The 26,845-nt window shown below is 74.1% G+C and carries 24 protein-coding genes; 14 read left to right on the forward strand and 10 right to left on the reverse strand.

The window, feature by feature from the left end:
- The first annotated feature begins 19 nt into the window (after positions 1–19).
- Together KZQ38_RS29805 and KZQ38_RS29810 are read left to right on the forward strand one after the other, a co-directional pair.
- Entirely contained in the window at positions 20–1,582 is a 1,563-nt protein-coding gene (locus KZQ38_RS29805; protein ID WP_219446644.1) for a tryptophan halogenase family protein, read from the forward strand.
- A gap of 7 nt (positions 1,583–1,589) precedes the next feature.
- A complete protein-coding gene (locus tag KZQ38_RS29810; protein WP_257902513.1) occupies positions 1,590–2,135 on the forward strand; it encodes a flavin reductase family protein in 546 nt (181 codons plus the stop codon).
- A gap of 47 nt (positions 2,136–2,182) precedes the next feature.
- On the opposite strand, the gene KZQ38_RS29815 is transcribed toward KZQ38_RS29810, so the two are convergent.
- Positions 2,183–2,746 carry a hypothetical protein gene (locus KZQ38_RS29815; RefSeq protein WP_219446646.1) on the reverse strand — a complete coding sequence of 188 codons (564 nt, stop codon included), beginning with the start codon at positions 2,744–2,746 and terminating at the stop codon, positions 2,183–2,185.
- A 145-nt stretch (positions 2,747–2,891) separates the two neighbouring features.
- Between KZQ38_RS29815 and KZQ38_RS29820 the strand changes: the two genes are divergently transcribed.
- Positions 2,892–3,983 (forward strand): winged helix DNA-binding domain-containing protein, encoded by a 1,092-nt coding sequence (locus KZQ38_RS29820; protein WP_219446647.1) that lies wholly within the window; start codon positions 2,892–2,894, stop codon positions 3,981–3,983.
- A gap of 335 nt (positions 3,984–4,318) precedes the next feature.
- Positions 4,319–4,816: a hypothetical protein gene (locus tag KZQ38_RS29825; RefSeq protein WP_219446648.1), complete on the forward strand. Its 498-nt coding sequence runs from the start codon at positions 4,319–4,321 to the stop codon at positions 4,814–4,816.
- Positions 4,817–4,876: 60 nt separating this feature from the next.
- On the opposite strand, the gene KZQ38_RS29830 is transcribed toward KZQ38_RS29825, so the two are convergent.
- The 6 genes from KZQ38_RS29830 to KZQ38_RS29855 form a co-directional block, all read right to left on the reverse strand.
- Positions 4,877–6,124 carry an MFS transporter gene (locus KZQ38_RS29830; protein WP_219446649.1) on the reverse strand — a complete coding sequence of 416 codons (1,248 nt, stop codon included), beginning with the start codon at positions 6,122–6,124 and terminating at the stop codon, positions 4,877–4,879.
- The gene (locus tag KZQ38_RS29835) at positions 6,124–7,143 is read right to left on the reverse strand and encodes a polyprenyl synthetase family protein (RefSeq protein WP_219446650.1); all 1,020 of its coding nucleotides are present in this window, start codon (positions 7,141–7,143) and stop codon (positions 6,124–6,126) included. The genes KZQ38_RS29830 and KZQ38_RS29835 overlap by 1 nt, the downstream gene beginning before the upstream one ends.
- A gap of 28 nt (positions 7,144–7,171) precedes the next feature.
- The gene (locus KZQ38_RS29840; RefSeq protein WP_308258655.1) at positions 7,172–8,512 is read right to left on the reverse strand and encodes an FAD-dependent oxidoreductase; all 1,341 of its coding nucleotides are present in this window, start codon (positions 8,510–8,512) and stop codon (positions 7,172–7,174) included.
- Positions 8,513–8,541: 29 nt separating this feature from the next.
- Positions 8,542–9,069, reverse strand: coding sequence for a tryptophan 2,3-dioxygenase family protein (locus tag KZQ38_RS29845; RefSeq protein WP_257902564.1), 528 nt, complete (start codon positions 9,067–9,069; stop codon positions 8,542–8,544).
- Between the two features lie 22 nt (positions 9,070–9,091).
- Entirely contained in the window at positions 9,092–10,081 is a 990-nt protein-coding gene (locus KZQ38_RS29850) for a polyprenyl synthetase family protein (RefSeq protein ID WP_219446652.1), read from the reverse strand.
- A gap of 128 nt (positions 10,082–10,209) precedes the next feature.
- Positions 10,210–10,827 carry a TetR/AcrR family transcriptional regulator gene (locus KZQ38_RS29855; RefSeq protein ID WP_219446653.1) on the reverse strand — a complete coding sequence of 206 codons (618 nt, stop codon included), beginning with the start codon at positions 10,825–10,827 and terminating at the stop codon, positions 10,210–10,212.
- Between the two features lie 97 nt (positions 10,828–10,924).
- Between KZQ38_RS29855 and KZQ38_RS29860 the strand changes: the two genes are divergently transcribed.
- The 10 genes from KZQ38_RS29860 to KZQ38_RS29905 all read left to right on the forward strand — a co-directional run bounded on the left by KZQ38_RS29860 (position 10,925) and on the right by KZQ38_RS29905 (position 21,996).
- The gene (locus tag KZQ38_RS29860) at positions 10,925–12,331 is read left to right on the forward strand and encodes an MFS transporter (protein ID WP_308258656.1); all 1,407 of its coding nucleotides are present in this window, start codon (positions 10,925–10,927) and stop codon (positions 12,329–12,331) included.
- 33 nt (positions 12,332–12,364) lie between these two features.
- On the forward strand, positions 12,365–13,576 hold the full coding sequence (locus KZQ38_RS29865) for a cytochrome P450 (RefSeq protein ID WP_219446655.1): 1,212 nt from the start codon (positions 12,365–12,367) through the stop codon (positions 13,574–13,576).
- A 2-nt stretch (positions 13,577–13,578) separates the two neighbouring features.
- Complete coding sequence (locus tag KZQ38_RS29870; protein ID WP_219446717.1) at positions 13,579–13,788, forward strand: ferredoxin; 210 nt, start codon at positions 13,579–13,581, stop codon at positions 13,786–13,788.
- On the forward strand, positions 13,785–14,951 hold the full coding sequence (locus KZQ38_RS29875; protein WP_219446657.1) for an NAD(P)/FAD-dependent oxidoreductase: 1,167 nt from the start codon (positions 13,785–13,787) through the stop codon (positions 14,949–14,951). The genes KZQ38_RS29870 and KZQ38_RS29875 overlap by 4 nt, the downstream gene beginning before the upstream one ends.
- Entirely contained in the window at positions 14,944–16,713 is a 1,770-nt protein-coding gene (locus KZQ38_RS29880; RefSeq protein ID WP_219446659.1) for an FAD-dependent monooxygenase, read from the forward strand. The genes KZQ38_RS29875 and KZQ38_RS29880 overlap by 8 nt, the downstream gene beginning before the upstream one ends.
- Positions 16,710–17,198, forward strand: a complete 489-nt coding sequence (locus tag KZQ38_RS29885) for a limonene-1,2-epoxide hydrolase family protein (RefSeq protein WP_308258657.1) — start codon at positions 16,710–16,712, stop codon at positions 17,196–17,198. Before KZQ38_RS29880 ends, KZQ38_RS29885 begins: the two co-directional genes overlap by 4 nt.
- On the forward strand, positions 17,195–18,376 hold the full coding sequence (locus KZQ38_RS29890) for an acyl-CoA dehydrogenase family protein (RefSeq protein WP_219446661.1): 1,182 nt from the start codon (positions 17,195–17,197) through the stop codon (positions 18,374–18,376). Before KZQ38_RS29885 ends, KZQ38_RS29890 begins: the two co-directional genes overlap by 4 nt.
- Positions 18,377–18,399: 23 nt before the next feature.
- A complete protein-coding gene (locus tag KZQ38_RS29895) occupies positions 18,400–19,143 on the forward strand; it encodes a transmembrane-type terpene cyclase (RefSeq protein ID WP_219446663.1) in 744 nt (247 codons plus the stop codon).
- Entirely contained in the window at positions 19,140–20,021 is an 882-nt protein-coding gene (locus KZQ38_RS29900; RefSeq protein WP_219446664.1) for a hypothetical protein, read from the forward strand. The genes KZQ38_RS29895 and KZQ38_RS29900 overlap by 4 nt, the downstream gene beginning before the upstream one ends.
- Before the next feature lie 67 nt (positions 20,022–20,088).
- On the forward strand, positions 20,089–21,996 hold the full coding sequence (locus tag KZQ38_RS29905) for an ATP-binding protein (protein ID WP_219446665.1): 1,908 nt from the start codon (positions 20,089–20,091) through the stop codon (positions 21,994–21,996).
- Between the two features lie 63 nt (positions 21,997–22,059).
- On the opposite strand, the gene KZQ38_RS29910 is transcribed toward KZQ38_RS29905, so the two are convergent.
- From KZQ38_RS29910 to KZQ38_RS29920, 3 genes are all read right to left on the reverse strand, one after another.
- Complete coding sequence (locus KZQ38_RS29910; protein ID WP_308258658.1) at positions 22,060–22,683, reverse strand: helix-turn-helix transcriptional regulator; 624 nt, start codon at positions 22,681–22,683, stop codon at positions 22,060–22,062.
- Positions 22,684–22,872: 189 nt separating this feature from the next.
- Positions 22,873–24,654: an ATP-binding protein gene (locus tag KZQ38_RS29915; RefSeq protein ID WP_219446666.1), complete on the reverse strand. Its 1,782-nt coding sequence runs from the start codon at positions 24,652–24,654 to the stop codon at positions 22,873–22,875.
- A 52-nt stretch (positions 24,655–24,706) separates the two neighbouring features.
- Positions 24,707–26,461 (reverse strand): AfsR/SARP family transcriptional regulator, encoded by a 1,755-nt coding sequence (locus tag KZQ38_RS29920; protein ID WP_219446667.1) that lies wholly within the window; start codon positions 26,459–26,461, stop codon positions 24,707–24,709.
- Positions 26,462–26,845 lie beyond the last annotated feature (384 nt).

The raw sequence follows: 26,845 nt of genomic DNA on the forward strand, positions 1-26,845 counted from the left end.
TGGACCGGAGGCACTTCCCATGACCTTGCGCAATCCCGACCGCGTCGTGATCGTCGGCGGTGGTACGGCCGGTTGGATGACCGCGTCGTACCTCAAGGCCGCGTTCGGCGACCGCATCGACATCACGCTGGTGGAATCCGACTCGATCGGCACGATCGGCGTCGGCGAGGCCACCTTCAGCGACATCCGGCACTTCTTCCAGTTCCTGGGGTTGAAGGAGGAGGACTGGATGCCGGCGTGCAACGCGACCTACAAGCTCGCCGTGCGGTTCGAGAACTGGCGGCGGCCGGGCCACCACTTCTACCACCCGTTCGAGCAGATCAAGTCGGTCGGCGGGTTCCCGCTCACCGACTGGTGGCTCCAGAACGGCCCGACCGACCGGTTCGACAAGGACTGCTTCGTCATCGCCTCGCTGTGCGACGCCGGCCGCAGCCCGCGCCGCCTGGACGGGACGCTGTTCGAGGCGGAGCAGTTCGCCGAGGCCGAGAGCACGGCCCTGTTCACCATGTCCGAGCACCAGGGCCGCACGCAGTTCCCCTACGCCTACCACTTCGAGGCGGCGTTGCTGGCCAAGTACCTCACCAGCTACTCGGTGGAGCGCGGCGTGCGGCACGTGGTGGACCGGGTCGTGGACGTGAAGCTGGACGAGCGCGGCTGGATCGACCACGTGGTGACCGAGAAGAACGGCGACCTGCACGGCGACCTGTTCGTGGACTGCACCGGTTTCCGCGGGATGCTCCTGAACAAGGCGCTTGAGGTCCCGTTCGTGTCCTATCAGGACACCCTGCCCAACGACAGCGCGGTGGCTTTGCAGGTGCCGCTGGACATGGAGAAGCGCGGCATCCGGCCGTGCACCACCGCGACGGCGCAGGACGCGGGCTGGATCTGGACGATCCCGCTGTTCGGCCGGGTCGGCACCGGCTACGTCTACGCCAAGGACTACCTCTCGCCGGAGGAGGCCGAGCGCACGCTGCGCGAGTTCGTCGGTCCCGAGGCGGCCGAGGTGGAGGCCAACCACATCCGGATGCGGATCGGGCGCAGCGCCGAGTCGTGGCGGAACAACTGCGTGGCGGTCGGGCTCGCCAGCGGGTTCGTGGAACCGCTGGAGTCCACCGGGATCTTCTTCATCCACCACGCCATCGAGCAGTTGGTGAAGCACTTCCCGGCGGCGGACTGGCACCCCCAGCTGCGCGAGCGGTACAACTCCGCCGTGGCCAACGTCATGGACGGCGTGCGGGAGTTCCTGGTGCTGCACTACAAGGGCGCCGCGCGCGACGACACGCAGTATTGGAAGGACACCAAGACGCGGGCCATCCCGGACTCGCTGGCCGAGCGGATCGAGCAGTGGCAGGTGCAGCAGCCCGACTCGGAGAACGTGTTCCCGTACTACCACGGGTTGCCGCCGTACTCGTACATGTGCATCCTGCTCGGTGCCGGCGCGATCCCGATGCGACCCTCGCCCGCGCTGGCGCTGGCCGACGACAGCGCCGCGCAGGCGGAGTTCGCCTCGATCCGGGCGACCGCGCAGCGGCTCGTGGAGACCCTGCCCAGCCAGCACGAGTATTTCTCCCGGATGCGCTGAGGCCGCCATGACCGACGCGATGACCGAACCCGACCTGGCGGACGGGTTCCGGTCGATGATGCGGGGTTTCCCGACCGGTGTGGCGGTGGTGACGACGACCGACGACGACGGCAGGCCGCGTGGCATGACGTGCTCGTCGCTGTGCGCCGTCACCATGGCGCCGCCGACCCTGCTGGTCTGCCTGCGTGCCGCGAGCCCGACGCTCGCGGCCGTCCAGCGGCACGGCGCGTTCGCGGTGAACCTGCTGGACGACGCGGCCGGTCCGGTGGCGGAGCTGTTCGCCTTCACCGCCGGTGAGCGCTTCGACCGGGTCGAGTGGCGGAGCGACGAGTGGGCCGCCGGTCCGCACCTGCACCGCGACACGCACGCGGTGGCGGACTGCCGCATCTCGCGCACCGTCCCGGCCGGCGGCCACGTCGTCGTGCTCGGCGAGGTCACCCGGATCACCACCCGGACCGACCGCACCCCGCTGGTGTACGCCGACCGCAGCTACCGCCGCTGGCCGGTCCCGCTGGGGCCGGCACCGCTCCCGCGCGGCTCCAGCGCGACCTGAGGCCGCGGCCGGCTCACCGCGCTCGACCGCGGTGAGCCGGCCGAGCACTACCCGGTGAACGTGTAGTGCCGGTCCGCGGCCACCGCCGCGAGCTGGAACGGGTTGTCCTGCACGCCGCCCTGCGCCCAGACCACCTCGCCGTTCGGGCGGAAGTTCGTCGCCGTCCTGATGCCGAACTGGTCCAGTTCGTGGAGGACGATCAGGCCGCCCCGGTGGTCGCCGACCGTGCCGGTGCACCGGACGTGCTCGCAGAGCTGCTCGGGCGAGGCGTCGTACCGGCCGGGAGCGTGGACCTGCGTGATGATCATGACCTTCCGGTCGCCGTAGGTGAACTTGACCCGGTTGTTCATGTACTGCAAACCGTCGAACAAGTTGCCGGCCTCATGGCCCCACAGGCTCGGCGTGATCTCCTGCGCACCGGGGAAGATCCACCGGTAGGTCCGCTGCTGGTGCGCGGAGAACCTCTCCGCCTGCTGTTCCAGCTCCGCCTTGGTCTTGTAGACCGGCGTGATGTCCGTCGGCGGCCACGGGAAGCTCGTCTGGGCGGACGCCGTGCCCGTGAGAGCGACGAGTGCCACGGCTGCCAGGGCAGCCGCCAGTAACTTGCGCATGTTTCCCCCATGGTGGGTGTTGGGCTCGCACAGACAAGACGCCGCTGGATCATGATCTGTTGCACCTGGTGCTGAAGAGGACACTCCCTGTCCGCTTTGCCTGCGACCGTGGTCGTGTCATGCAGTTCCACGCAGGGAGCGACCTTTGTCCGCCAGTACGCTGAGCACCCGGGCGCTCAACCGCGCGACGCTCGCCCGGCAGTTCCTCCTCGACCGCGCCGACGTGCCGGTGCTCGACGCCGTGGCGCACCTGGGCGGCCTCCAGGCGCAGGAACCGCAGGAACCCTTCACCGGGCTGTGGTCACGGCTGCGGGCGTTCGACCCGGCCGCGCTCGACGAGCTGCTGATCGGGCGGCGCGTGGTGCGGACGCACCTCATGCGGCGGACGATCCACCTCGTCACCGCGGACGACGCCGTGGCCTGGCGCGCACGCCACGACGCCATGCTGCGGCAACGCGTGCTCGGCGTCTACCGCCGCGAGCTCGCCGGGGTGGACCTGGCCGAACTCGCCGCGGCGGCGCAGGAGGTGCTGGCCGACGAGGAGCCGCGCTCGATGGCGGAGGTGGGCCGCGCCCTCGCGGCGCGCTGGCCCGCCACCGGACCGCGGCCGCTGGGTGAGATGGTGGCCGCCGCGCTCGTCCCGATGGTGCAGCTGCCGCCACGCGGGTTGTGGCGGGCCAAGGGTGGGGTGCGCATGGTGCGGCTCTCCTCGTGGCTGGGGCGCCCGATCGACCCGCTCGTGGACGGCGTCGACGTGGTGGGCGCGGCGCTGGCGCGGCGTTACCTGGCCGCGTTCGGGCCCGCGGCGGTGGCCGACCTGCGTGCCTGGTGCGGTCTCGCCGGGCTGCCGGGCGCGGTGGCCGCGATCCGCGGGGAGCTGGTGTCCTTCCGCGACGAGCACGGGCGGGAGCTGGTCGACCTCCCCGGTGCGCCGCGGCCCGACCCCGACACGCCCGCCCCGGTGCGGTTCCTGCCCGCGTTCGACAACGCGGTCCTCGGCTACGACGACCGGAGCCGGATCATCGACCACGCCCACCGGGGGTTGTCGGTCGCGGGTGCGCGGGTCGTGCTGGTCGACGGTCGCGTCGCCGCTACGTGGACCGTCGCGGACGACGTCGTGGTGGTCACGCCTTTGCGCGACTTCACCGGGACCGAGCGGGCGGGTGTCGCCGAAGAGGGACATGCGGTGGCGTCGTTCCTGACCGGCGGTCATGGGGTGCGGGTCGAAGCGTCGTGATGTCCCGCGCGCGGTCCGCGACGTCTCCCCGGGAAGGGGTGTCGCACGAGCGGGTGGGTGGCGGTGCGTCGTGGATGCGGAGCGGTGGAATCGGCCCCCGGCAAGGAGGACTGTCGGGCGCAGTGGTGTGGTCGGACACGCCGCGTGTTTGGACCGATCGGCACGGGGTGACTGTCCACTCGACACGCCGACACGTTCGGGTGGTGGTGGGTGGCCAGGACTCGTGCCGACCACGGGTGGCGGTTAGCTTCGAAGGGCCCAGTCGAGGGCGGGCTCGGGGGGACCTGCGCAGGCAGGCTCCGGCCGGGTGTCGACGAAGCACATAGGGGATGGTCATGAACTTCATGCCGTGGTACCGCCGTGCTGCCGTGGGAATCGCGGCGCTCGGGTTCGTACCGCTCACCGTGTCGGTCGCGCCCGCGTCGGCGAGTCAACCCGCGGAGCAGCACTGCGTGCTGGACCTGACGACCGGGGCGAGCGCGTGCGGGCCCACGGCGGAGCAGGCCGAGCAGCAGGCCATGGTCAAGCCGCGGCTGGTGCTCGTCGCCGTGCTGTACGACCAAGTCGACTACGAGGGCTCGACCCTCACCATCAAGGGCAACAAGCCGTGCACGGCCGCGTACGACCCGCCCGACTACTGGCTCGTCGACCTGGGGTTCCTCGGGTTCGACAACCGCGCCGAGTCGCTGAGGACCGCGAACCAGTGCGAGGTGCAGCTGTTCGACGACGTCGACCTCAGCGGTCCGCGCAGCCCGTGGATCATCCGGTCACGCGACCTGCGCACCGTCGGGGACGGCTGGAGCAACCGCGCCAGTTCGATCGCGATCTCGTGAGCCGTCAGGGCGGTGCTGAAGGCCGTCGCCGCCGCGAAACTCCCCGGGAGCCCGCCTGATTCAGGCGTCGACCTCCGGCACCCGGGCCAGGGCGACCAGGCCGAGCAACCCGACGGCGGTCAGCGCGCCGAAGAACAACCGGTACCCGCCCAGCGGGATCAGGGCGGTCGCGAGCAGCGGCACGAAGGACTGCGGCAGGGAGTTGGCCAGGTCGACCAGCGCCAGGTCCCGGCCCGCGTCGGCGGGGTTCGGCAGGACCCGGACGCACATCGCGAAGTTCACCGCCAGGAACGTGCCGAAACCGACGGCCTGCACCGCGATCGAGACCATGACGAGGCCGAGCGCCGGCGCGAACACGACGCCGAGCGTGCCCACCGCCGTGATCACGGCCGCCACCGCGACGAACGGCTTCTGCCGCCGCCACCGGTCCGACAGGTAGCCCGCCAGCAGACCGCTCACGGCTTGCACGGCCGCTGACAGCAGCACGACCCGCAGCAGCGTCGTGCCGATCTCCGCCGGTGACAGCCCGAACCTCTCCGTCAGGTACACGGCGGTGAACGTGACCGTGGCGATGGCGCAGTTGCACAGGAACCGCACCAGCCACGCCCACGCGAACGCCGGGTGCGCGCGAGCGTCCACGCGGAAGCTGCGCAGCAGGCCGCGGACGTCGAGCGGTTCGGTGGCGCGTTCGGCCGGGGTGTCGCGCACCAGCAGCGCCCCGAGCACGCCGGCCGCCGCGGACGCGCCCGCCAGGACGAGCCACTGCGTCGCCGACCCGGCCGGCACCAGGTTCACCAGGGTCATGCCGATCACCGGACCCAGCAGGGACGGCAGGCCCGAGATGCCGGCGACCCGACCCCGCCGGGCCGGGTCGACCTGGTCGGCGAACAACGCGTCGGTGGCGACGGCCTGGAAGTTGAACAGCGCCTGCACCGCCGTCCACATCAGCACCACCTGCCAGACCTCGGTGGCCAGGCCGAGCACGGCCAGCGCCGCGCCGCCGGTGAGCGCGCCGAACAGCAGCCACGTCCGCCGCTTGCCCAACCGCGCGGTGGTGGCGTCGCTGATCCGGCCGGTGATCGGGTTGAGCGCCATGGCCACCACCGCGCCGACACCGGTCACGAGCCCGAACGCCACCGCCGCGCCCGCGCCGTCGAGCAGCGCGGTGAGGCGGATGGTCAGCAGGAGTTGCAGCGGCACGGCGATCGCCATGACGATGCCCGTCCGCGACACGAGCAACCCGGGCACCAGCCGCCGCAACGACGTGGCGACCGGCGCGGGTGGTGTCCGCAACGCCTGCCCGGCCATCAGAAGCGCCTGCCGGTGATGAACGCGGTGACCTCCAGGAAATCGGCCCGCACGTCGTCGGCGACGCCGTCGAGGCACGCCTCGGCGGTGGCGACCCGGCGCCGCGCCTCGTCCCGCGCCCAGTCGCGGCCACCGGCCAGCTCGACCAGGTCCGCGACGTGCCGGACGTCCTCGTCGTCGAACGGCTCCGGCCGGGCGTAGAGCGCGGCCAGCTCGTCCGCGCCGGGCGCGTTCAACGCCGCCACCACCGGCAGGGACTTCTTGCGCACCCGCAGGTCCGCGCCGACCTGCTTGCCCGTGCGGGCGGGGTCGCCCCAGATGCCCAGCAGGTCGTCCACGAGCTGGAACGCCAGGCCGACGTGCTCGCCGAACGCGGCCAGCCGCCGCACCAGCGCGGGGTTCGCGCCCAGCAGGTCCGCGCCGAGCGAGGAGGCGCACGACAGCAGCGCACCGGTCTTGTCGCCCGCCATCCGCAGGCACTCGGCGAGCGTGACGTCCGCGCGCCGCTCGAAGTCCACATCGGACGCCTGGCCGCTGATCATGCGCTGGGTGGCGGCCATCAGCGACGTGGTGGCGGATCGGGCGCCCGTGCCACGTGCTCCCAACAGGTGGCTCACGGCGGCGGTCAGCAACGCGTCGCCGGCGAGGATCGCGCGTGGCACGCCGAACAACGTCCACGCGGTGGCCCGGCCGCGGCGCGCGGTGTCGCCGTCCATGATGTCGTCGTGCAGCAAGGAGAAGTTGTGCACGAACTCCACCGCCACGGCGGCCGGCACGCCGTCGGCGACCGCACCGCCCGCGGCGCGGGCGGACAGCAGCGCCAGCGCGGGCCGCAGCAGCTTGCCGCCCCAGCCGGTCGCGGGGCTGCCGTCGGCCTCGACCCACCCGTGGTGGTAGTCGACCACCAGCTCCAGTTCCAGGCCGAGGTGGCGGCGCACGGCTTCGTGCAGCGCGGGCCCGACGAGCGCCGTGGCGGTGTCGAGGGAGGCGGGCAGCGTTCTGATCGGTGTCGTGGTCATCGCGTTCTGGAACCTCCGGTTCGGGTGGTCACGGCGCGGGCAGTTCGGGCGAGGTCCGCGCGACGGGGTGGAACAAGGCCCGGCGCAGCACCGCGGGCGAGGTGAGCAGGCTGCTCGGCGGCGCGAGCAGGAACAGCACGTCCCGGAACGCACCGCACACCACCGGGTCGCCGGGCACGCGGTCGCGCACCCGCCCCACGTAGCGGTTGACCAGTGATTCGGCGAAGCCGCTGCGCAGGGCGCCGCCCTCGGCCCCGGGCATCGGGCTGTCCGCGGCGGTGGCGACGTCCCACGCGTCGCGCGAGGAGCGCAGCACGGCCCGTTGCAGGGCGCGGGTCGACGGGAAGCCGCGGTCGAGCATTCGGGCCAGGGACACGGCGTTCAACGCCGCGACGGACATCCCCTGCCCGTAGACGGGGTTGAAGGTGCACGCCGCGTCGCCGACGACGAGCAGGCCGGTCCGCGACCGCGCCCGGTCGTAGCGGCGGCGGCGGTTGCCGGTGTGCCGGTAGCCCACCGGCCTGCCCAGCGGGCGTGCCGCGCGCAGCCACCGGTGCGGCGCGTCGTGCGGCAGCGCGCGGGCGAAGTCGACGAACCCGTCCGGGTCGGTGGGCGGCGCCTGGCCGCGCGGACCGGACAGCGTGACCATCCACCGGCCGCCCTCGGCGGGCAGGATGATCGCGCCGAGGAGCTGCGCCGCGTCCGGCACGATGTAGAAGCCGCGCAGGTCGTTGCCGGGCGGCGCGTCGGCCTCGAAGGCGCACGTCGCGTAGGCCCGGCCGGTTTCCAGCACCTCCTCGGCGGGCGCGGGCGAACCCAGCCCGGCCAGCCACGCCGGGGTGCGGCTGCCGCGCCCGGTGGCGTCCACCACGAGGTCGGCACGCAGTTCGCGTGACGCGTGGTCGCCGCCCCGGTCCCGCACCGCGACGCCCGCGACGTGCCCGGGACCGCCGAGCAGGCCGACGGCCTCGGTGCCGGTCAGCACCTCGATGCGCGGGTCGGCCAGCACGCGCCGCCGCACGACGTGCTCCAGCAGCGGCCGGGACGCGGTGACGACCTCGGCCGAGGGGTTGCGGCGCGACACCCACTGGCCGGCCTGCCACACGCCGACGTCGGCGGGCACCGCCAGGCTCGGCCCGCCCTCGGCCGCCAGCTCGCCGGGCAGACCGGGCAGCAGTTCGCCCAACGCCCGGATGCCGCTGTCCAGCAGCACGTGGGTGTGCCGGGACTGCGGCACACCGGCGCGGGGGCGCGGCGTGGCGGGGTGGTGGTCCCGCTCGACCAGGGTGACGTGGTCGACGTGCCGCGCCAGCACGTGACCCGCCAGCAGGCCCGCCACACCGCCGCCCACGACGATGACGTTCCGCACGCGCGTCTCCAGTCTTTCCGGTGCCGCGCTCACGACGGTTCGCCGTCGGGCACGGGCGTGAGCTTGCGGGCCAGGTACTCGACGCCCGAGGTGTCGCCGGAGCCGGGCTGGTCGCCGATCATGTGGCGCACCAACGACAAGTGGACCGTGCGCCAGTTCCGCACGGCGGAGCGCAGCTCCGGGAGGTCGAGCCGGTCGGCCAACCGGAACAACTCGTGGAACTGTCGGGACTGCATGCCGCTCGCACCGCCGAACCGGTGGCGGAAAGCGGCGAAGTCCTCGCGCCGCAACGTTTTCCGGAGCAGTCGCAGGTGGTCGGTGAGTGCGTCGACGAACCGCACCGCCCGTTCCCGGCGGTGGTCGCGGCCCGGCGCCCCGGGCCGGTCCGCCGCGACGCGGCGCAGGTCGACGAGGGCTTGGCCGAGCAGGACCTCGGACGCCTGGTGCACGACGATGAAGAGCCGTTCGGCGTCACGCGCCGCGTGGTCGTCCGGCGGCGTGAGGGGGTGTTGCAGGGACAACAGGTCCGGCAGGCGCAGGTACCGCGCGTAGGTCATGGTGGTCACGGGACACCTCGCGTCACACCAGGCGTCCGGGCGCGGTGAGGTCCGCGAGCGCGTCCCGGTGCTCCGACGGCGGCAGGTCGCGCAGGGCGTGTTCCGCGCGTCGCGCGTAGTCGCGTGCCAGGTCGCGTGCGGCGGTCAACGCGTCGGAGTCGCGCACGACCGCGGCCAGTTCCACGTGCCGCGCCTCGGGCTCCGTCGTGGTGTCGGCGAGCAGGTCCTCGATCCGCTGCCGCCGCGCGGGGGAGCTGTAGCGGTGCGCCAGCAGCACGGGCAGCGTCGGGCGGCCGTTGCGGACGTCGGAGATGTTCGGCTTGCCCGACCGGGTGCCGTCGTAGGCCATCAGGTCGTCGCGGATCTGGTAGCCGGTGCCCAGCAGGTCGCTGTAGTCGCGCAGCGCGGCCAGTTCCGCGCCCGTCGCGCCGGCGAGCGCGCCGCCCACGCCGCACGCCATCCACAGCAGCCCGCCGCTCTTGTCGCGGATCATCGCCAGGTACTCGTCCGTGGTGCAGATCCGGCGGCCCATCCGGATCTCCTGCACGGCGGCGTCACCGATGCGCAGACCCGCGTCGGACATGATGGTCAGCGCGTGGGTGACGTGATCCAGCGGGATGCCGGTGTCGCGGCACTCGGCCAGCGCGGCGAAACCGTGGAAGTAGAGCCCGTCGCCGCCGACGATGGCGGAGGGCTCGCCGAACGTGGCGTACGCGGCCTTCTTGCTCCGCCGTTCCGGGTCGCTGTCGATGATGTCGTCGTGCATCATCGCGCCCACCTGGACGCATTCCACGGCGACTGCCGCGGGCAGGACCGGCGCCAGCTCGCCGCCGACCGCCAGGGCGGACCGGACGACCAGCCACGGCCCCATCATCTTGCCGAACGGCAACAGCCCGTAACGCGCGAGCCCGGCGAGCCCGGACACGCCGTCGGGCCACCGCCGCTCCACTTCGGCCCGCACCAGGGCGGCGATCTCCGGGTCGGCGACCCGGGCGACATCGGTCTTGGTCATGGGGCCGACTGTAGGGACGGCGATCCGCGCTGTCCGCGATCGCGGACCACCCGGTCCCGAACGGGACGCGCTTCGGGTCGTTCCACCCCCCGGCGGTCGGAAAACCGCCACGGGACAACGGGTTCGGGTCAGTCGCCCAGACCGGTGATGGCGGTGTGCAGGGCCCGGCGGGTCGCCTCGGTGAGGTCGGCGGGGTCGTCGGCCCACGCGTAGTGCTCGAACGCCACGCGCAGCGCGACGTTGAGCATCCCGGCACGCACCCTGGTCTCCAGCGCGTCCACCGGATCGCCGGTCCGCTCGGCGATGACCTCCGCGAAGGCGTCCTCCGCGTCGAGGTAGGACCGCACCCACACCGCGCGCAGCGACGGTTCCGCGCGCGTGAGCCGCACCAGGTCCAATGTGGACTCCGGGACCTGGTCGGCCAGGTCGCCCTCGTGCAGCAGCCGGTCGAGCAGCGGCAGGTCGCGCGGCCACGCGCGCAGCTTCTCGACCACCACCGCGAGGCCGTGCGACAGCAGCGGCTGGATGCACGCCTCCTTCGACGGGCAGTACCGCCACAGGGTGCGCGCGGACATGCCCAGCTCGCCCGCGATCTGCTCGACCGACGTCGCGGCCACGCCCTGGGCCTTGAACAGGGCGAGGGCCGCGGTGGCGATCTCCAGCCGGATGAGGTCCTTGCGCCGCTCGCTCATGGGCGGCCTGCCCCGGCCGCGGTCGACCGCCCCCCTCGCCGGTTCTGCCGTCATGCCGTCATCCTCCTACACCGCCGGTGGCGGGCGTCCGGGGCCCGACCGAAATATTGGCACCTTGCGACACTATGTCGGAGTGTGCAAATAATTGGGCGTGGACGCGGAGCGGAAGCGGGTGACCCCGGTGACGGGGGCGCGTGCCCGCGCCGTCATCGCCGTCGTGGCGTTCGTCGCCGGGCTCGGCTCGATGGCGCAGACGCTGGTGGTGCCGCTGCTGGGCGACCTGCCGGGCCTGCTCGGCGCGGACGCGGCGGGCGTGGCCTGGACGGTGACCGCCGCACTGCTCGTCGGCGCGGTCACCAGCCCCGTCGTCGGCAGGCTCGCCGACCTGCACGGCAAGCGGCGGCTCCTGCTGCTCACCCTGGTCCTGTCCGGTGTCGGCGCGGTGCTGTGCGCGACGGCCGGGTCCCTGCTCCCGATGGTCGCGGGACGTGCGTTGCAGGGGCTCGGCATGGGCCTGGTGCCGCTGGGCATCAGCCTGCTGCGGGACGTCGTCACCCCGGACCGGGTCGGCGCGGCCATCGCGCTGACCTCCTCGGTGGTGGGCGTCGGCGGCGCGTTCGGCCTGCCGTTCGCGGCCACGGTCGCGCAACTCGGCCACTGGCGCTGGGTGTTCTGGGGCGTGGCCGCGCTGACCGCGCTCGGCGCGGTGCTCGCGGCGTGGCTGGTGCCGCCGGCGCCCGGCCTGGCCGCCGGCGCGTTCGACGTGGTCGGCGCGCTGACCCTGACCGGCGGCCTGACCGGGTTGCTGCTGGCGATCACGCGTGGCGGCCGGTGGGGTTGGACCGCGGCCGGGGTGGCGGCCGTCCTGCTCGTGCTGTGGGTGGCCTGGGAGCGGCGGGTCGCCTCGCCGCTGGTCGACCTGCGCGTCACGACGCGCCGGCCGGTGCTGCTCACCAACGCCGCGGCCGTCGTCGTGGGCTTCGCGATGTACGCGCAGACGCTGGCCGTGCCGCAACTGCTGCAACTGCCCGCCGCCACCGGCCACGGGCTGGGGCTGTCGATGCTGCGCACCGGCTGGCTGATGCTGCCCGCCGGCGTGGCGATGATGGGCGCGGCGGCGGGCAGCGCGCGGTTGTCCGCCGCGCGCGGGCCCAAGGCGTCGTTGGCGCTGGGCGCGGTGCTGATGGCCCTGGGCTACGTGATCTGCCTGGCCCTGCCGGGTTCCGCCGCCGGGCTGGTGCTCGGGACGGTGGTGACCAACGCCGGACTCGGCCTCGCCTACGGCGCGATCCCCGCGTTGATCGTCGCGGCGGTGCCGCCGAGCGCGACCGGCGCGGCGACCGGGGTCAACACCCTGCTCCGGTCGGTCGGCACCACCGTGGCGGGCGCGGTCGTCGGCGTCGTCCTCACCGGGATGAGCACGCCGGTCGGCGGCGTGCCGGTCCCGACGCGGAGCGCGTTCGCGACCGTCCTGGCGATGGGCGTGCTCGGCTCGCTCATCGCGTTGGCGACGGCGCTCGCGGTGCCGGGTCGGACCCGGCGCCACACCCATTCATGAGTCCACTGTGGACGTGAAGACCGAGAGGTGACCATGACCGGACCCAAGGCGCTCCCGATCGCCGCGCGCGCCGCCGGGCAGCCCTACGCGCCGGCGGCCGAGCTGTACGAGTTGCAGGCGGACGACCGGCTCCACCGGGTCAAGGTGCCGAGCCCGCTGCTCGGCGAGTTCGACGCCGTGGCGGTGACCCGCTACGAGGACGCCAAGAGCGTGCTGAACGACGAGCGGCTGCGGATGGGCTTCAGCCTCGACCCCGACGCTCCCCGGACCATGCTGAACCAGCCGGGGAACCTGTTGAACTACAACGGGATCGAGCACTCCCGGCTGCGGCGGATGCTGTCCGGCGGGTTCACCGTCAAGCGCGTCCGCGGGTTGCGGCCGATGATCGAGGAGGTCGTCGCCTCCCGGCTGGCCGCGCTGGAGGAAGCGGGTCCCGGCGCGGACCTGGTGCAGGTGTTCAGCACACCCATCCCCACCATGGTGATCTGCGAGCTGCTGGGCGTGCCCTACGCCGACCGCGCCGGCTTCCAGCGCCGCGCCCAGGTCGGCCTGGACGTCAACACCACCCGCGAGGAGCAGATCCGCAACCTCGCCGAGATGGACGCCTACATGGCCACCCTGATCGCGAGCCACCGCGAGAGCCCCGGCGACAACCTGCTGGGCGGCGTGGTGCGCGACTTCGGCCACGAGCTGACCGACGACGAGCTGATCGGCATCGGCAACATGCTGCTGATCGCGGGCCACGAGACCACCGCCAGCATGTTGTCCGCCGGTGCGGCGCTGCTGTTGCAGAACCCGGAGCAGCTCGCCGTGGTGCGTGACGAACCGGACGCCGCCGCCGGCGCGATCGAGGAGCTGCTGCGTTACTGCGCCCCGGCCACCACGATGCCGCGGCAGGCGGCCGAGACGTTCCACGTGCGCGGCCAGGAGATCCGCGAGGGCGAGAAGGTCGTGGTGTCGGTGCTGGTCGCCAACCGCGACCACGCGTTGTCCGACGGCGACCTGGACACGCTGAACGTGCGGCGGGAACCCGTTTCGCACGTCACCTTCGGCTACGGCGCGCACCAGTGCCTCGGCCAGCAGTTGGCGCGCATGGAGCTGCGGGTGGCGCTTCCCGCGTTGTTCAACCGGTTCCCGACGCTCGCGCTGGCCGTGCCGCCGGAGGAGGTCGACTACCGGACCACCGCCCTCGTCTTCGGCGTGCGGCGGCTGCCGGTCACCTGGACCCGCGAGGAGGCGTCATGAGCATGACCGTCGAGATCGACGAACCCCGGTGCGTCGCGGCCGGGCACTGCGCCGCCGCCGCGCCGGGCGTCTTCGACCAGCGCGACGACGACGGCGTGGTGGTCCTGCTCGACCCGACGCCGCCGGCGGGCGAGCACGGGAAGGTCCGCGAGGCCGCCGCGCTCTGCCCGGCCGCCGCGATCACCCTCCGCGACCGCGGTGGTGCGCGGTGACCGACGTGCTGGTGGTCGGCGCTTCGGCCGCCGGCCTGGCCACCGCCGAGGCGTTGCGCCGCCGGGGTTTCACCGGTTCGATCCGCCTCCTCGGCGCGGAGGAGCACCCGCCGTACGACCGGCCGCCGCTGTCGAAGGAGGTGCTGGCGGGCACCCGGGACCCGGAGCGCGTGGTGCTGCGCGGCGCCGACGACCTGGCCGCGCTGGACATCGAGCTGGTGACGGGTCGCGGCGCCACGGCGCTGGACGTGGTCCGGCGCGAGGTCTCCGACACCGCGGGCCGCCGCCACGCCTACGGCTCGCTGGTCATCGCCACGGGCCTCACGCCACGTCGGCTGGGTCGCTTCGCCGGGCCGGCGGGCGTGCACGTGCTGCGCACCGTCGAGGACACCCGGCGGTTGCACGCCGACCTGCTCACCGCGCGGCGGCTGGTCGTGCTCGGCGGCGGTGTCCTCGGCTGCGAGATCGCCGCCACCGCGCGGCAGCGGGGCCTGGACGTCACCCTGGTCGACCGCGGTCCCGCGCCGATGGCCCGCCAGGCGGGGCCCCGCCTGGGTGCCCTGCTGGCCGACCTGCACCGCGCGCACGGCGTCAAGGTGCTCACCGATGTCACGGTGGAGGACCCCGTCGTCCACGAGGCACGCGTGACCGGCGTGCGCACGTCGGCGGGTCGGATCGCCGCGGACGCCGTGGTGGTCGCCGTCGGTGCGACACCGGCCACCGGCTGGCTGCGCGGCAGCGGCCTGGTCCTGAGCGACGGCGTCGTCTGCGATTCCCGTTGCCGCGCCGCCGAAGGCGTCTACGCCGTCGGCGACGTGGCCCGCTGGTGGCACGAGGGGCAGGGGCGCAGCGTCCGCCTGGAGAACCGCACCAACGCCACCGAGCAGGCGCTTGCCGTGGCGGACAACATCATGGGCGCGGACCGGCCCTACGTGCCGGTGCCCTATTTCTGGACGGACCAGTACGACGTGCGGATGCAGGTGTTCGGCGACCTCGCGGGCGCCGACGCGCTCCGCGTCCTGGAAGGCGACCCGGCGACGCGGAAGTTCGTGGCCGCGGCCGAGTCGGGCGGGCGGGTCATCGGAGTCGTCGGCTGGAACAGCGCACGCGCGGTGCGCCGTGCCCGCGGGTTGATCGCGGACCGAGGAGTGGTCGATGCCTGATCTCGAAGTGCCCGTCCTCATCGTCGGCGGTGGCGGCTGCGGCCTCACCGCGTCGGTCTTCCTGTCCGACCTGGGGGTGGACCACCTGCTGGTGGAGCGGCGCGCCACGACCTCGACGCTGCCGCGGGCCCACTACCTCAACCAGCGCACCATGGAGGTGTTCCGCCAGCACGGGCTCGCCGACGACGTCTACCGGATCAGCGCGCCGACGGCAAACATCGGCGAGGTCGCCTGGCGCACCTCGTTGGCGGGCGACGGCGAGTTGGACGCGCGGGACCTGCACCGGATGGACGCCTTCGGCGGCGGCAGCACGGCCGAGCCGTACGCCGCGCACAGCCCGTGCCCGTCGACCAACCTGCCCCAGCACCGCCTGGAACCGCTGCTGCTGGAGCACGTCCGTGGGCGCGCGAAGCGCACACCGCTGTTCAACCACGTCATGCAGGACTTCACCCAGGACGAGGACGGCGTGACGGCGCACGTCACCGACCGGTCCACGGGGCGGACGACCACCGTGCGCGCCCGCTACCTGCTCGCCGCGGACGGCGGCAAGGGCATCGGCGCGCGGCTGGGCGTGCCCATGCGGGGCGACGGCTGGGCGTTCGACGTGATCTCCGTGCACTTCAGCGCCGACCTGCGCGAGTGGTGGAGCGGTGACCGCGTGCTGATCACGAACTTCGTCAGCCCGGACGGCGGTCCCGTCTCCCGGTACGGCATGGTCGCGATGGGACCGGAGTGGGGACGCGCCTCGCGGGAGTGGGCGCTGCACTTCCACGTCCCGCCCGGTGCCGACACCACCTTCGACGAGCACACCGCCGCGGACACCGTGCGCGGTCTGCTGAAGCTGCCGGACCTCGACGTCGTGGTGCACCAGGTCGGGCACTACCGGCCGGAGGCGGTGATCGCCGACCGGTTCCGCGTCGGCCGGGTCTTCCTGGCGGGCGACGCCGCGCACCGCCAGCCGCCCGCCACGGGGCTCGGCCTCAACTCGGCCGTCCAGGACGCGCACAACCTCGCCTGGAAGCTCGCCGCCGTGCTCGACGGTCAGGCGGGCGACGCCCTCCTGGACACCTACGAGGCCGAACGCCTGCCCACGGCGCAGCGCAACGTCGAGTGGGCCATGTTCGCCTTCCGCAACCACGCGGTGATCCACGCCGGTCTCGGCCTGCTGCCGGGGCAGCCGCCCGAGGTGACGCGTGCCAACTTCCGCGATCTCCTCGCCGACACGCCGATGGGCGAGACGCGGCGGGCGAGGGCGGCGGAGGTGTTCGCCACCCAGCGGGTCGAGTACCAGGCGCACGACATCGAGATCGGGTTCGCCTACGCCGCCGGGGCGCTGGTGCCCGACGGCAGCGCCGCGCCGCCCCGCGACCCGTGGGGCTACGTGCACCACCCCGACGCGCGTCCCGGCCACCGGCTGCCGCACGCGTGGCTCGACCTCTGCGGTCGCCGCCTGTCCACGCACGACCTGGTCGGCGACCGCGGCGGGTTCGTGCTCATCACCGGGGACACCGACGACGTGTGGGCGGCTGCCGCCGCACGGGCCGCCGCCGCGTGCGGCGTGCCGGTGACGGCGGTGACCGTCTCCCCGGGTCGGCACCGCGACGCGAACGGCACGTGGGCGACCGCGCGTGGCGGACCCCGGCGAGGTGCCGTCCTGGTGCGACCGGACAACCACGTCGCCTGGCGTGGCGGCTCGCCGGGCCCCGGCGCGGCCGACGAGCTGACCGCGGCGCTCCGCCGGGTGTTGGGAAGAGGTGAGTGACCGTGCCGGAGGACGAGTCGACCGCGGCGGTTCGCCGCGTCGCGGGTCGGGGGAGCGGTGGGGTGGCCGTGCCGAACGACAGCGAGAGCGTCGTGCGCGCCTTCCTCACCGCGCTGGGCCCGACACCCGCGGCGGTCCGGGGTGCGGTGGAGCGGTTCCTCACCGACGACTGCGTGTGGGAGAACCCCGGATCGCCGGTGTGCCGCGGCAAGTCCGAAATATTTTCGCTCCTGCCGCCCGATTTCGCGCGGTTGGCCGTGCGCTTCCGGCACATCGCCTCGTCCGGCGACACCGTGCTGGTCGAGCGGGTGGAGGACATGTTGCGCCTCGACGGCACCTTCATCGCGCGCGACCTGGCCGTGATGGGCGCGTTCGACGTGCGCGACGGCCGGATCAGCGCGTGGCGGGACTACTTCGACATCACGAACCTCATCAACGGCGGCGCGGTGGACGGGACGCCCGGAGCAAGGGAGACAGTCGCATGACCGACGTCCGGACGCGTGTCGAGGACGTGCGCGTGGAACTGCTGGCACGGGTGCACGAGATCGGGCCGGTGCTGGCCGGGGGCGTCGAGCAGGGCGACCGGGAGCGCAGGCTGCCCGACGCCAGCGTCCGCGCCATCGACGAGTCCCGGGTGAGCAGGCTGTGGACCGCCCGCGAGTTCGGCGGCCTGGAGACCGACGTGCGCACCCTCAGCGAGGTGACCAAGGCGCTGTCGCACTACTGCCCCTCCACGTCCTGGGTGGTCAACAACATCAACGGGTCCAACCTGCTCGCGTTCCGGTTCCCGCGGGAGGCGCGGGACGAGGTGTTCGGGGACAACCCGGGCGCGAAGCTCGCGTCCGTCTTCGTCGCGGCCGGCACGGCGGAACCCGCGCCCGGCGGCTACCGGCTCACCGGGAGGTGGCCGTACGCCTCGGGAATCCTGCACGACGACTGGGCCATCCTGAGCGCGAAGGTCACCGGTGGCGGCGGCGCGGTGTCGGTCCTCGTGCCCGTCGCCGACCTGGCCGTCGAGGACACCTGGGCGACCGTCGGGATGCGCGCCACCGGCAGCCACACGGTGGTGGCGCACGACGTGGCCGTGCCCGCGCACCGGGTGATACCGGTCGAGGCGCAGCTGGGCAGGCAGAACGCCACCGACCTCACCCTGCCGCCGCTGTTCCGCTCGCCCGCCGTCGCGGCCATGGCGGTGATCTGCGCGTCGGTGGTGATCGGCATCGGGCAGGCGGCGCGGGCGGTGGTCGTGGACCGCGCGCCGAGCCGCGGTGTCGCGCCCACCCGCTACACCAGCCAACCGGACTCCCGCGCCTTCGTCGCCGCCCTCGGCGGCACGGCGCTCGCGATCGACGGTGCCGAGCTGCACCTGAACCGGGCCGCGGACGTGATCGACGGCGCGGCGGCGGCCGGGGTGGCGTTGCCCGAGGCCGAGTTGCGCCGCATCCGCGGTGACGTGGGCCAAGCGGTGAACCTCACGACCGTCGCGCTGGACGAGCTGATGTGGGCGCACGGCGCGGCGGCGTTCGCCGAGTCCAACCCGCTCCAGCAGTTCTGGCGCGACGCCAACACCGCCGCCCGGCACGCGATGCTGAACGTCCACGTGGGCCGCGAGCTGTACGGCGGCTCGTTCTTCGGGCTGGACCCCATCGTGCCCAGCCTCTGACGCCCGGCCCGCGGAGGACCACCATGGACTGGCTACCCCCGTTCCTGATCCCGATGTCCGACATCGCGCCGGTCACCCGCGGACCGGCCGACGTGCCCCGGTGGCTGTTCTGGGCGTTGGCGGGACCGACCGCCGCGGGCTGGGTGGCGACGTACCTGCTCGCCATCCGGCAGACCGCGCTGGACGGGCGGACCGGCGTGCCCGCGTACCTGGTCGCGGTGAACTTCGCCTGGGAGTTCAGCCTGACCTTCCTGCTGGAGCAGACGCCGACCCAGCGCGGCATCAACGCTGCCTGGGTCGTCATCGACGCCGTGCTGCTGTTCCAGGTGTTCCGCCACGGCGGGCGCGACTACCCGGCGATGCCGGCGCGGGCCTTCCGCTGGTCGCTGGTCGGCGTGCTGGTGTGGTCCTCGCTGCTGGTCATGGCGAGCGCGAACGAGTTCCACGACCGGGACGGCATGTACATCGGCATGGCCCTCAACGTGCCGCTGAGCGCGGCGTTCATCCTGATGCTCAAGCGGCGCGGATCGTCCGCCGGGCAGAGCATGCACATCGCGACGGCCAAGTTCGTCGGGTCGTCGTTCGCCGGGGCCACCGGGTTGCTGCTCTACCCGCACCGGGTGCTGTTCCTGGTGCTGATCCCGACGATGGTCGCGCTGGACGTCGCCTACCTGGTGCTGCTGCGCCGCCGGATGCGCGCGGAGGGGCGGCGGCCCTGGTCGGTGCACGCGCACCGGGCGCTCGTGCCGAGCGGGGTGGGCCGATGACCGTCGGGAACGTGCCGGACGTGGCGGACGAGGTCTTCGAGGGCTCGTTCTTCGCCGACGCGTCGTCGGGCCACGTGGCGCCGGTGGCGTTGCTCGACGCGGTGGTGCGGGCGGCGACCGCGGCGCCCGCGGACGCGGGCGGGTGCCGACCGCGGTCGGTCGAGGTGGCGTTCCCCGGTCCGTTCCACCGGGGTGTGCCCACGCACCTGGTGCTCGACCCGTTCCGACCGTCGCCGGACGTGCGCGCGGCCCGGTTCGAGGTGGCGCAAAGGGGGTTGCCCGCGTGTGTCGGGACGATCCGGTTCGCGGACGGCGACGACCTGTTCGCGCCGTGGGTGGCGACACCGGGTCGGCGCGCGCCGCAGGTGCTCGTCGGCAAGGACGCGCCGTGGCGGGTGCTGATCGGGCCGCCGCGCCGCACGCCCGAAGGGGCACCGGCGGCGGACGTGGTCGGCCCGTCCGCGCCGGGTGACACGGGCGCGCGGCCGGTGAGCCTGCTGCTGGACGCGGCGTGCCAGTTGCTCACGGCGGTGGCGCGCGCCGGCGGCGAGGCGCCGGGTGACGCGGAACTGCTGGTGTCGGCGGCGAAAGTCACGACCGCGGCGGGTGAGCCGTGGGACGTCTACCCCGAGCTGGTGTGCCGCGGTTGGCGCACCGTGCGCGCGCACATGGCCGCTTCGGTGGAGCTGCGCGTCGGGGGAGAGGTGCGTGGCGAACTGGCGGTGCGCGGCCGGTTCCGGTCGTCGTCGGTCGTCCGCGCCGCATTCGCGGACACGCGTCTCACCATGGTCCGCGAAAGGGAGGACCATTGCCCGATCGGACATGGAACGCCGGGATTTCCGCGCTTCGCTTTGCCCGGCTTCCGGCGGCACCCATAGTCTCGTCATCGGGTCCGCACCCACTTGTTCGAAACAACCCGATCAATGTGCGTTCGAGGTGTGCATGGTGCCGAATGCCGCCCAAATGGTCCCGCCGCTGAAGGTGTCGCTGCTCGGCGAACCCCGCGCGTGGCGTGGTGGTGTGCCCGTGAAACTCGGCGGGGGCCGGCGGACCGCGGCGTTCGTCGCCCTCGCGCTGAACGCCAACCGGGTCGTGACGCGGACCGAGCTGGTCGCGGCCCTGTGGGACGGCGAGCCGCCCGCCGGCGCGCACAGCCGCATCTACAGCCACGTCTCGGCGTTGCGGCGGGAGGTCGGCGGCGAGGAGGTGCTGCACAGCAGCCACTCCGGCTACCGCCTCGTGGTCGAGCCCGACGACCTGGACTTCGCGGTGCTGCAACGCCTTCGGGAGCAGGCACGGGGCGTGCGCGCCCGCGGCGACCACCGGGGTGAGCTGGCGCTCGTGGACGACGCCCTGGCCATGTGGCAGGGCGAGGCGCTGCGGTCCGTGCCCGGTCCGCTGGCGGAGTCCTGGCGGCAGCGGCTGACGGAGGGCGAGCTGTCGCTGCGCACCCGCCGCGCCCGGCTGCTGATCGAGCTGGGCCAGCACGACGAGGTGGTGGGCGAGCTGACCGAGCTGGCACGCCGCCACCCCGCGCGCGAGGACATCCAGCACTCGCTGATCACCGCGCTGGCCCGGTCGGGTCGGCAGGCCGAGGCGCTGACCGCGTACCGCACGGCGCGGGAGACGCTGGTGGAGCGGTTCGGCACGGAGCCGGGCGCCGCGTTGCGCGCCCTGCACCAGGAGATCACGGCGAACCCGCCCGCGGTGCGGCGGGCGCCGCCGCCCGCCCGACCGGTCGACAGCGGCGCGGCGCGGCTCGCCCGCGCCCGCGTGGACGGGTTCGTCGGGCGGGCCGACCAGGTGGCGCGGATCCGGGCGGCGGCGCGGGCGTTGCTGGCCGGCCGGGGCGGGTCGCTGTGGGTGACCGGCGCGCCTGCCGGCGGCAAGACCGCGTTGATCGCCGAGGGGCTGGCCGACCTCGCCGCCGCCGGTTGCGCGATCGGGTTCGGCACCGCCGACGAGATGTCGCACCGCCTGCCGCTCGGCGCGCTGCGCGACTGCCTGTCCGGGCTCGACCACGCCCTGCTGCACCGCGCGGGCCTGGACGCGGAGGTGAGCCCCGATGACGACGCCCTCCGGCGGGTCGACGCCCGGTTGCGGCTGGGCGGCGTGATCGCGCGGGTGCGGCAGCTGCTGGAGGCCGCCGCGGGCAGGCCGCTGGTGCTCGTCGTGGACGACCTGCACTGGGCCGACGACGAGACCCTGCTGGTGTGGCGCGACCTGCACACCATGACCACGCGCTACCCGGTGCTGCTGGTGTCCGCGTCACGCCCGGTGCCCCGGCGGCGCAACCTCGACCTGCTGGCCGCGCTGGTGAAGGAGAACGGCTGCGACGCGTTCGAGCTGGGCGAGCTGTCCGACGCGGAGGTGTGGGACCTGCTGCTGGGCGTGCGGCTCACCGGTCGGCACACGGCGGGCGCGGTCGCCGCCTGGTCGGGCGGCAACCCGGCGTTCGCGCGGGCGATCGGCGAGGCCGTCGCGGCGCTGCCGGTGAAGTGCTGGACCACCACGCCGGAACCGGTGGCCGCCGCCGTGCGGTACTACCTGGACGCGTTCTCGCCGGACACGCGTGACATGTTGCGCCGCGCTTCGCTGCTGGGCGACTCGCACACGGTCGGTGATGCGTTGCGCGCCACCGGGAAACGCGCGCACGAGCTGCTGAACCTGGTGGACGAGGCGTTGGCGGGCGGGGTGCTGGTGGACGAGGGGGGCGCGCGGCTCCGGTTCCGCCACCCCGTCGTGCGGAGGGTCCTCCACGAGTCCGTGCCCGCCGCCGTGCGTCGCGCCGCGCTGGACCACCCCGGCGGGGAGCCCGGTGTGGTGTCCGCGTACTGGCCGCGACCGGCCTGATCGTCGGAACGAAGGGCGCCCGCCCGCCCCGTGGCAGGCGCTACCTCCCCCTGGCGGTACCGGTCAGATGACGCCGTTGCGGAGCGCGTACGCCACCGCGTGCGGCCTGTTGCGGAGGTTGAGCCGGTTGGTCACCCCGAAGACCACCCGTTTCACCGCGCGCTCGGAGAAGCACAGCTTCGCGGCGATCTCGGCGGTGTCCAGGCCGTCGGACATCAGGCGCAGCACGTCGATCTCGCGCGGCGTCAGGCCCGACGTGTGCAGCCCGCGGGGCGACAACACCTCCCGCTGGACCCGTTCGAGCTGCTTCAGCAACTCCCCGAGCATGTTCGACGGCAGCACACCACCACCGGAGGCCGCCGTCAGCACCGCGTCCGCCACGCGGTCACCGGTGGCGGACGTGCGCGGCAGCACCGCCACCACGTTGCACTCCACCGCGACGAGCAGGTCGGTCCGGCTGATCTCGCCCACGACCAGCACCACCGGCACGCCCAGCGCCGCCTTCAGCCGCCGCAGCGACGACGACACCTCGACGGTCATCCGGTCGTGCGCCACCACGGCCACGTCCGGCCTGTCGCGCCGGTCCTCGGAAATCACTTCGACACCGGCACGGGAACCGAGGTGGGCGCAGATCGCCGAGTGCGCCAGCGGGTCCTTCCCGTGCACGACCACTTTCACCGTGTTCACCCTTGCCTCCTCACGTTCACCGATCACAAGAAAAGTGTGCGAGAAGTGGCTTCAAGGAACCTCTACGCGACCTGTCGCGGTTGAGAACCACGAGGGCGCGCCGGTTCCCGGTGATTTCCCACGTGCGGTTCGGCGGGAGGCGGCGTTCATCGACGCGTTTGCCCACCGTGCGCGGCACCGGGTCGCGGGTCAGGTGGCGAACTGCTGGTACATGGCGAGCCGCAGCGAGGAGGGCACGCTCTCGTAGAGCACCCGCCGGAGCAGGGGGTAGGCGAACCGCACCTCGTCCCCGTCCTCCACCACGACGCCCGCGATCAACGCTTCGGCGAGCACGTCGACCAGCCCGCTGGGCGGCGTGCCGGTGGCCGCGGTGATCTCGTCCACCGTGCACGACTCGCCGAGCAGGGCCATGGCGCGCAACGTTTCCAGGGTCGCGCCGCCGAGCTGGGCGAACTGCTCCGACACCGCGGCCACGACCGGTGGCGGCACGACCCGCCAGCGGCGTGCCGGGCCGTGCTCCGGCAGCGCGGAGACTGCGGCCAGCAGGCACGACGGGTACCCGCCCGCCAGCGCGGTGATCGCCCGCGCGGACGCCTCGTCGGTCACCCCGGCCAGGGCGAGCAGGCCACGCGCCTCGGCGTCGGTCAGCGGCGGGAGCACCACGTCGCGCGCCCCGGCGTCGTCGGTCAGCACGCGGGGCAGGTGCCGGTCCTGGCGGCACGGCAGCGGCCGGCCCGCGGCGATCAGCAGCAGCGGGTGGTGCGCGCTCAACCCGCGCAGGTAGTGCCAGACGGACAGGCTCTCCGGGTCGGCCCACTGGAGGTCGTCCAGCACCAGCACCAGCGGGTGCGCGGCGTTGGACCGGAGCACCTGGCGCACGCGCTCCAACACCACCGTGAGCGGCGTGTCCGGGCGGACCGTCACACCGTGCGCGGCCGTGCCCAAGCCCGTCAGGCAGCGCTCGACGGCGTGCAGCGGGACGTCCTGCGCGAACTCGTCGGCCGCGGCCCAGGACACCACGCAGCCCGCGGTCGCCGCACCGGACAACGCCTCGGCCAGCACGGCGCTCTTGCCGCTGCCGGGCAGGCCCTCGATCCACAGGCTGCCACCGCGGCCCGCGCGCACGTCGTCGACCACCCGGCGCAGCTCGGCGACCAGACCGGCGCGACCCACGAACGGGCGGGTCGCCGCCAACCGCGCCACCGGCCGCGGGAACCGCCGCTCGCCGGCCGCGAGGTCGCCGGCCAGGATCTCCTGGTGCAGCACGTGCAGCTCCCGACCGGGCTCGGTGCCGAACCGCTCGGCGAGCGTGGCGCGTGCCCGCCGGTACGCGTCCAGCGCGTCGGTCTGCCTGCCCGCCTGGAACAACGCGGTCATCAGCAACGCGTGCAGGCGTTCCCGGGCCGGCTCGCGGCGCACCAGGTCCGTCAGCTCGTCCACGACCTCGTCGTAGCGGCCGGCGGCCACCGCCAACTCGGCGCGCCGCTCCAGCAGCGCCAGGCGCACCTCCGCCAGCCGGGAGCGGTGGGCCGCGGCGAACGGGCCCGGCACACCGGCGAGCGCCTCACCACGCCACAGCGCCAGCGCCTCCTCCACCGCGGCGGGCTCGCCGGGGTCGTCCCGCTCGCGCAGGACCCGCGCCCGTTCACGCAACAGGTCCAGCCGGTGCACGTCCAGGGCGTCGGGTGGCAGCGCGAGCCGGTAGCCCGCGTAGGAGGTGGTGAGCACGTCCTTGTGCAGCGCGCGGCGCAGCGTGGAGACGTAGGTGTAGAGGCTGCCGGACGCGCTCGCGGGCGGGTGGCCGCCCCACAGGGCCTGGATCAGCTCGGCACGGGACATGATGTGCCCGGAACGCAGGGCCAGCGCGCAGAACACGGCACGCGGCAGGCCGCCGCCGAGCAGGACGGGCACGCCGTCGCGCCACACCGCCGGCTCGCCCAGGATGGCCACGTCGATCACCGGACCCGCCACCGCGCACCTCCGCAACGGACCACACTACCGATCCGGCGCGTGGCCGGCCGCCTCATCCCGGGCCGGACCGCCCGGTGCCGCCCGCGGTGAGGATCCTGGTGAACTGCCGTCGCAGCGGGGTGCGGATGGGACCGGGGATGCGCTCGTAGGCGGCCTGCCACAGCATCCGGGTGCGGAACGCCAGGGCGCCGTACCGGACCACCAGCACCTGCGCCGTCACGGCCTCGTCCACCGCCGTGCGCACCGACTCGGCGTCGACGCCCGCCACGAGTCGCAGATCGGGTTCGCTGAACCGCACGCCCAACACGGCGGCCGTGCGCACCACGGCCGCCGCTTCGGCGGACAACGCCAGCAGTGCCCGACGCGCGGCGAGCCGTCGCAACTCGTCGTCCCCGGGCGGGCGGGGCGCCCACAGCGACGGCGGCGGGTCCGCGTCGGTCCCGATGTCGCCGGGCGGCGGCGTCAGCACGACCAGGTGCCCGTCCGCGTCGGCCACCACGTCGCGCAGCCGGCCCAGCTCCGTGCCCGCCCGGCTCGGGCGGGTGGCGGCGACCAGCAGCAGCGGCAGGCCCCGGTGCGCCGCGCGGGCGAGCCGGGCCCACAGCCGCAGCGTGGCCGGGTCCGCCCAGTGCAGGTCGTCCACCACCAGCACCAGCGGTGACCGGGCGCAGGTGCGGGTGATCAGCTCCACCAGCCGGTCCTCGACGCGGTGCTCCTCGTGGCCGGGCGCCAGCCGACCGCCGGGCGTCAGGTCGACGTCGAAGCAGTTGAGCACCACCTGGAGGTCGAACCGCCCGAGCAGCTCGTCCGCCTCCGCCCAGCCCAGCACGCAGCCCGACCGGCCGGCGTCGGCCAGGCCCGCGAGCAGCAGCGCGGACTTGCCCGCGCCCACGTCGCCCTCGATCCACACGGCCCGGCCCCGGCCGACCGCCACGTCGGACACCAGGCGGCGGAGCGCGGTCACGTCGGCGGACGGGTCCGGGCGGACCGTCGCCGCCGTCACGAAGGCGGGCACCACCGGGCCGGGCGCGCGGCGCGGCGCGACCGCGGCCCGGCCGACCCGGTCGGCGTCCGCCCGGACGCGGCTGCCCAGGTCGACCAGCTTCGCGCCGGGCGCCACGCCCAGCTCGCGGGTGAGGGTGCGTCGCGCGTCGTCCGCCGCGGCCAGCGCCTCGGCGTGCCTGCCGCACGCGTGCAGGGCCAGCACCAGCAGCTCCCACGCCGATTCACGCAGCGGCTGCTCGCGCACCAGGGCCGCGACGTCGGCCACCACGTCCGCCTGGTGCCCGGCCTCGATCAGCAGCCCCGCCCGCTGCTCGACCGAGGCGAGCCGGGCTTCGTCCAGCCGCTGGCCCTCCAGCTCCGCGAACGGGCCGGGCACCCCGGAGTAGGCCGCGCCCCTCCACAGCGCGAGCCCGTCGGTCAGGTCGTCCACCGCGCCGTGGAGGTCGCCCACGAGGACCCGCCGGCCGGCCTCCTCGCGGCGGCGCTCGAAGGCGGTGCTGTCGACGTCCGCGCCGTCGAGGAGGAGCCGGTAGCCGCGGGGTGTCGTGACGAGGAGGTCGCGTGCCGGGCCGAGGGCGCGGCGCAGGCCGGAGACGTAGGTGTGCACGTTGCCCTGCGCGCTGGCGGGCGCCCACGCGCCCCACACCGCGTCGATCAGCTCGCGGAAGGAGACGTCCTCGCCGGCGTGCCCGACGAGCGCCGCGAACGTCGCCCGCCGCCGCGCCGTGCCGAGCGACACCTCGCCGTCGCCCAACCACGCCCGAACCGGCCCGAGCACGCTGATCCGCAACTCGCCGTGCACCCGTCGCCCCTCCCCGGCCGCGGCCCGTACCGGCACGCCGCCGCACAGGGCAAGGCTGCCGGCGAGCCCCGCCCATTCGCCACAACCGCTCGAACCAGTGCACCGGAGGCCACCCGGTTCACCCGGTTGCCCGGCCCGGAGAACCACACCGGGCCGGACCGGGCACCCGCTCGTGGGCTGCCGGCCACCCGACCGCCTCGCCCGTTCCTCTTCGGCCCGCCGGCCACCCGACCGCCTGGCCCGTTCCTCTTCGGCTCGGCGGCCACCCGACCGCCTGACCCGCTCCTCCTCGGCCTGCCGGCCACCCGACCGCCTGGCCCGCTCCTCCTCGGCCCGCCGGCCCGCTCCGCCGCCTGACCGGGACAGCCGCGCCGGGGGAGCAGC

The sequence above is a fragment of the Saccharothrix obliqua genome (genome assembly GCF_019375475.1).
Classification (GTDB): domain Bacteria; phylum Actinomycetota; class Actinomycetes; order Mycobacteriales; family Pseudonocardiaceae; genus Actinosynnema; species Actinosynnema obliqua.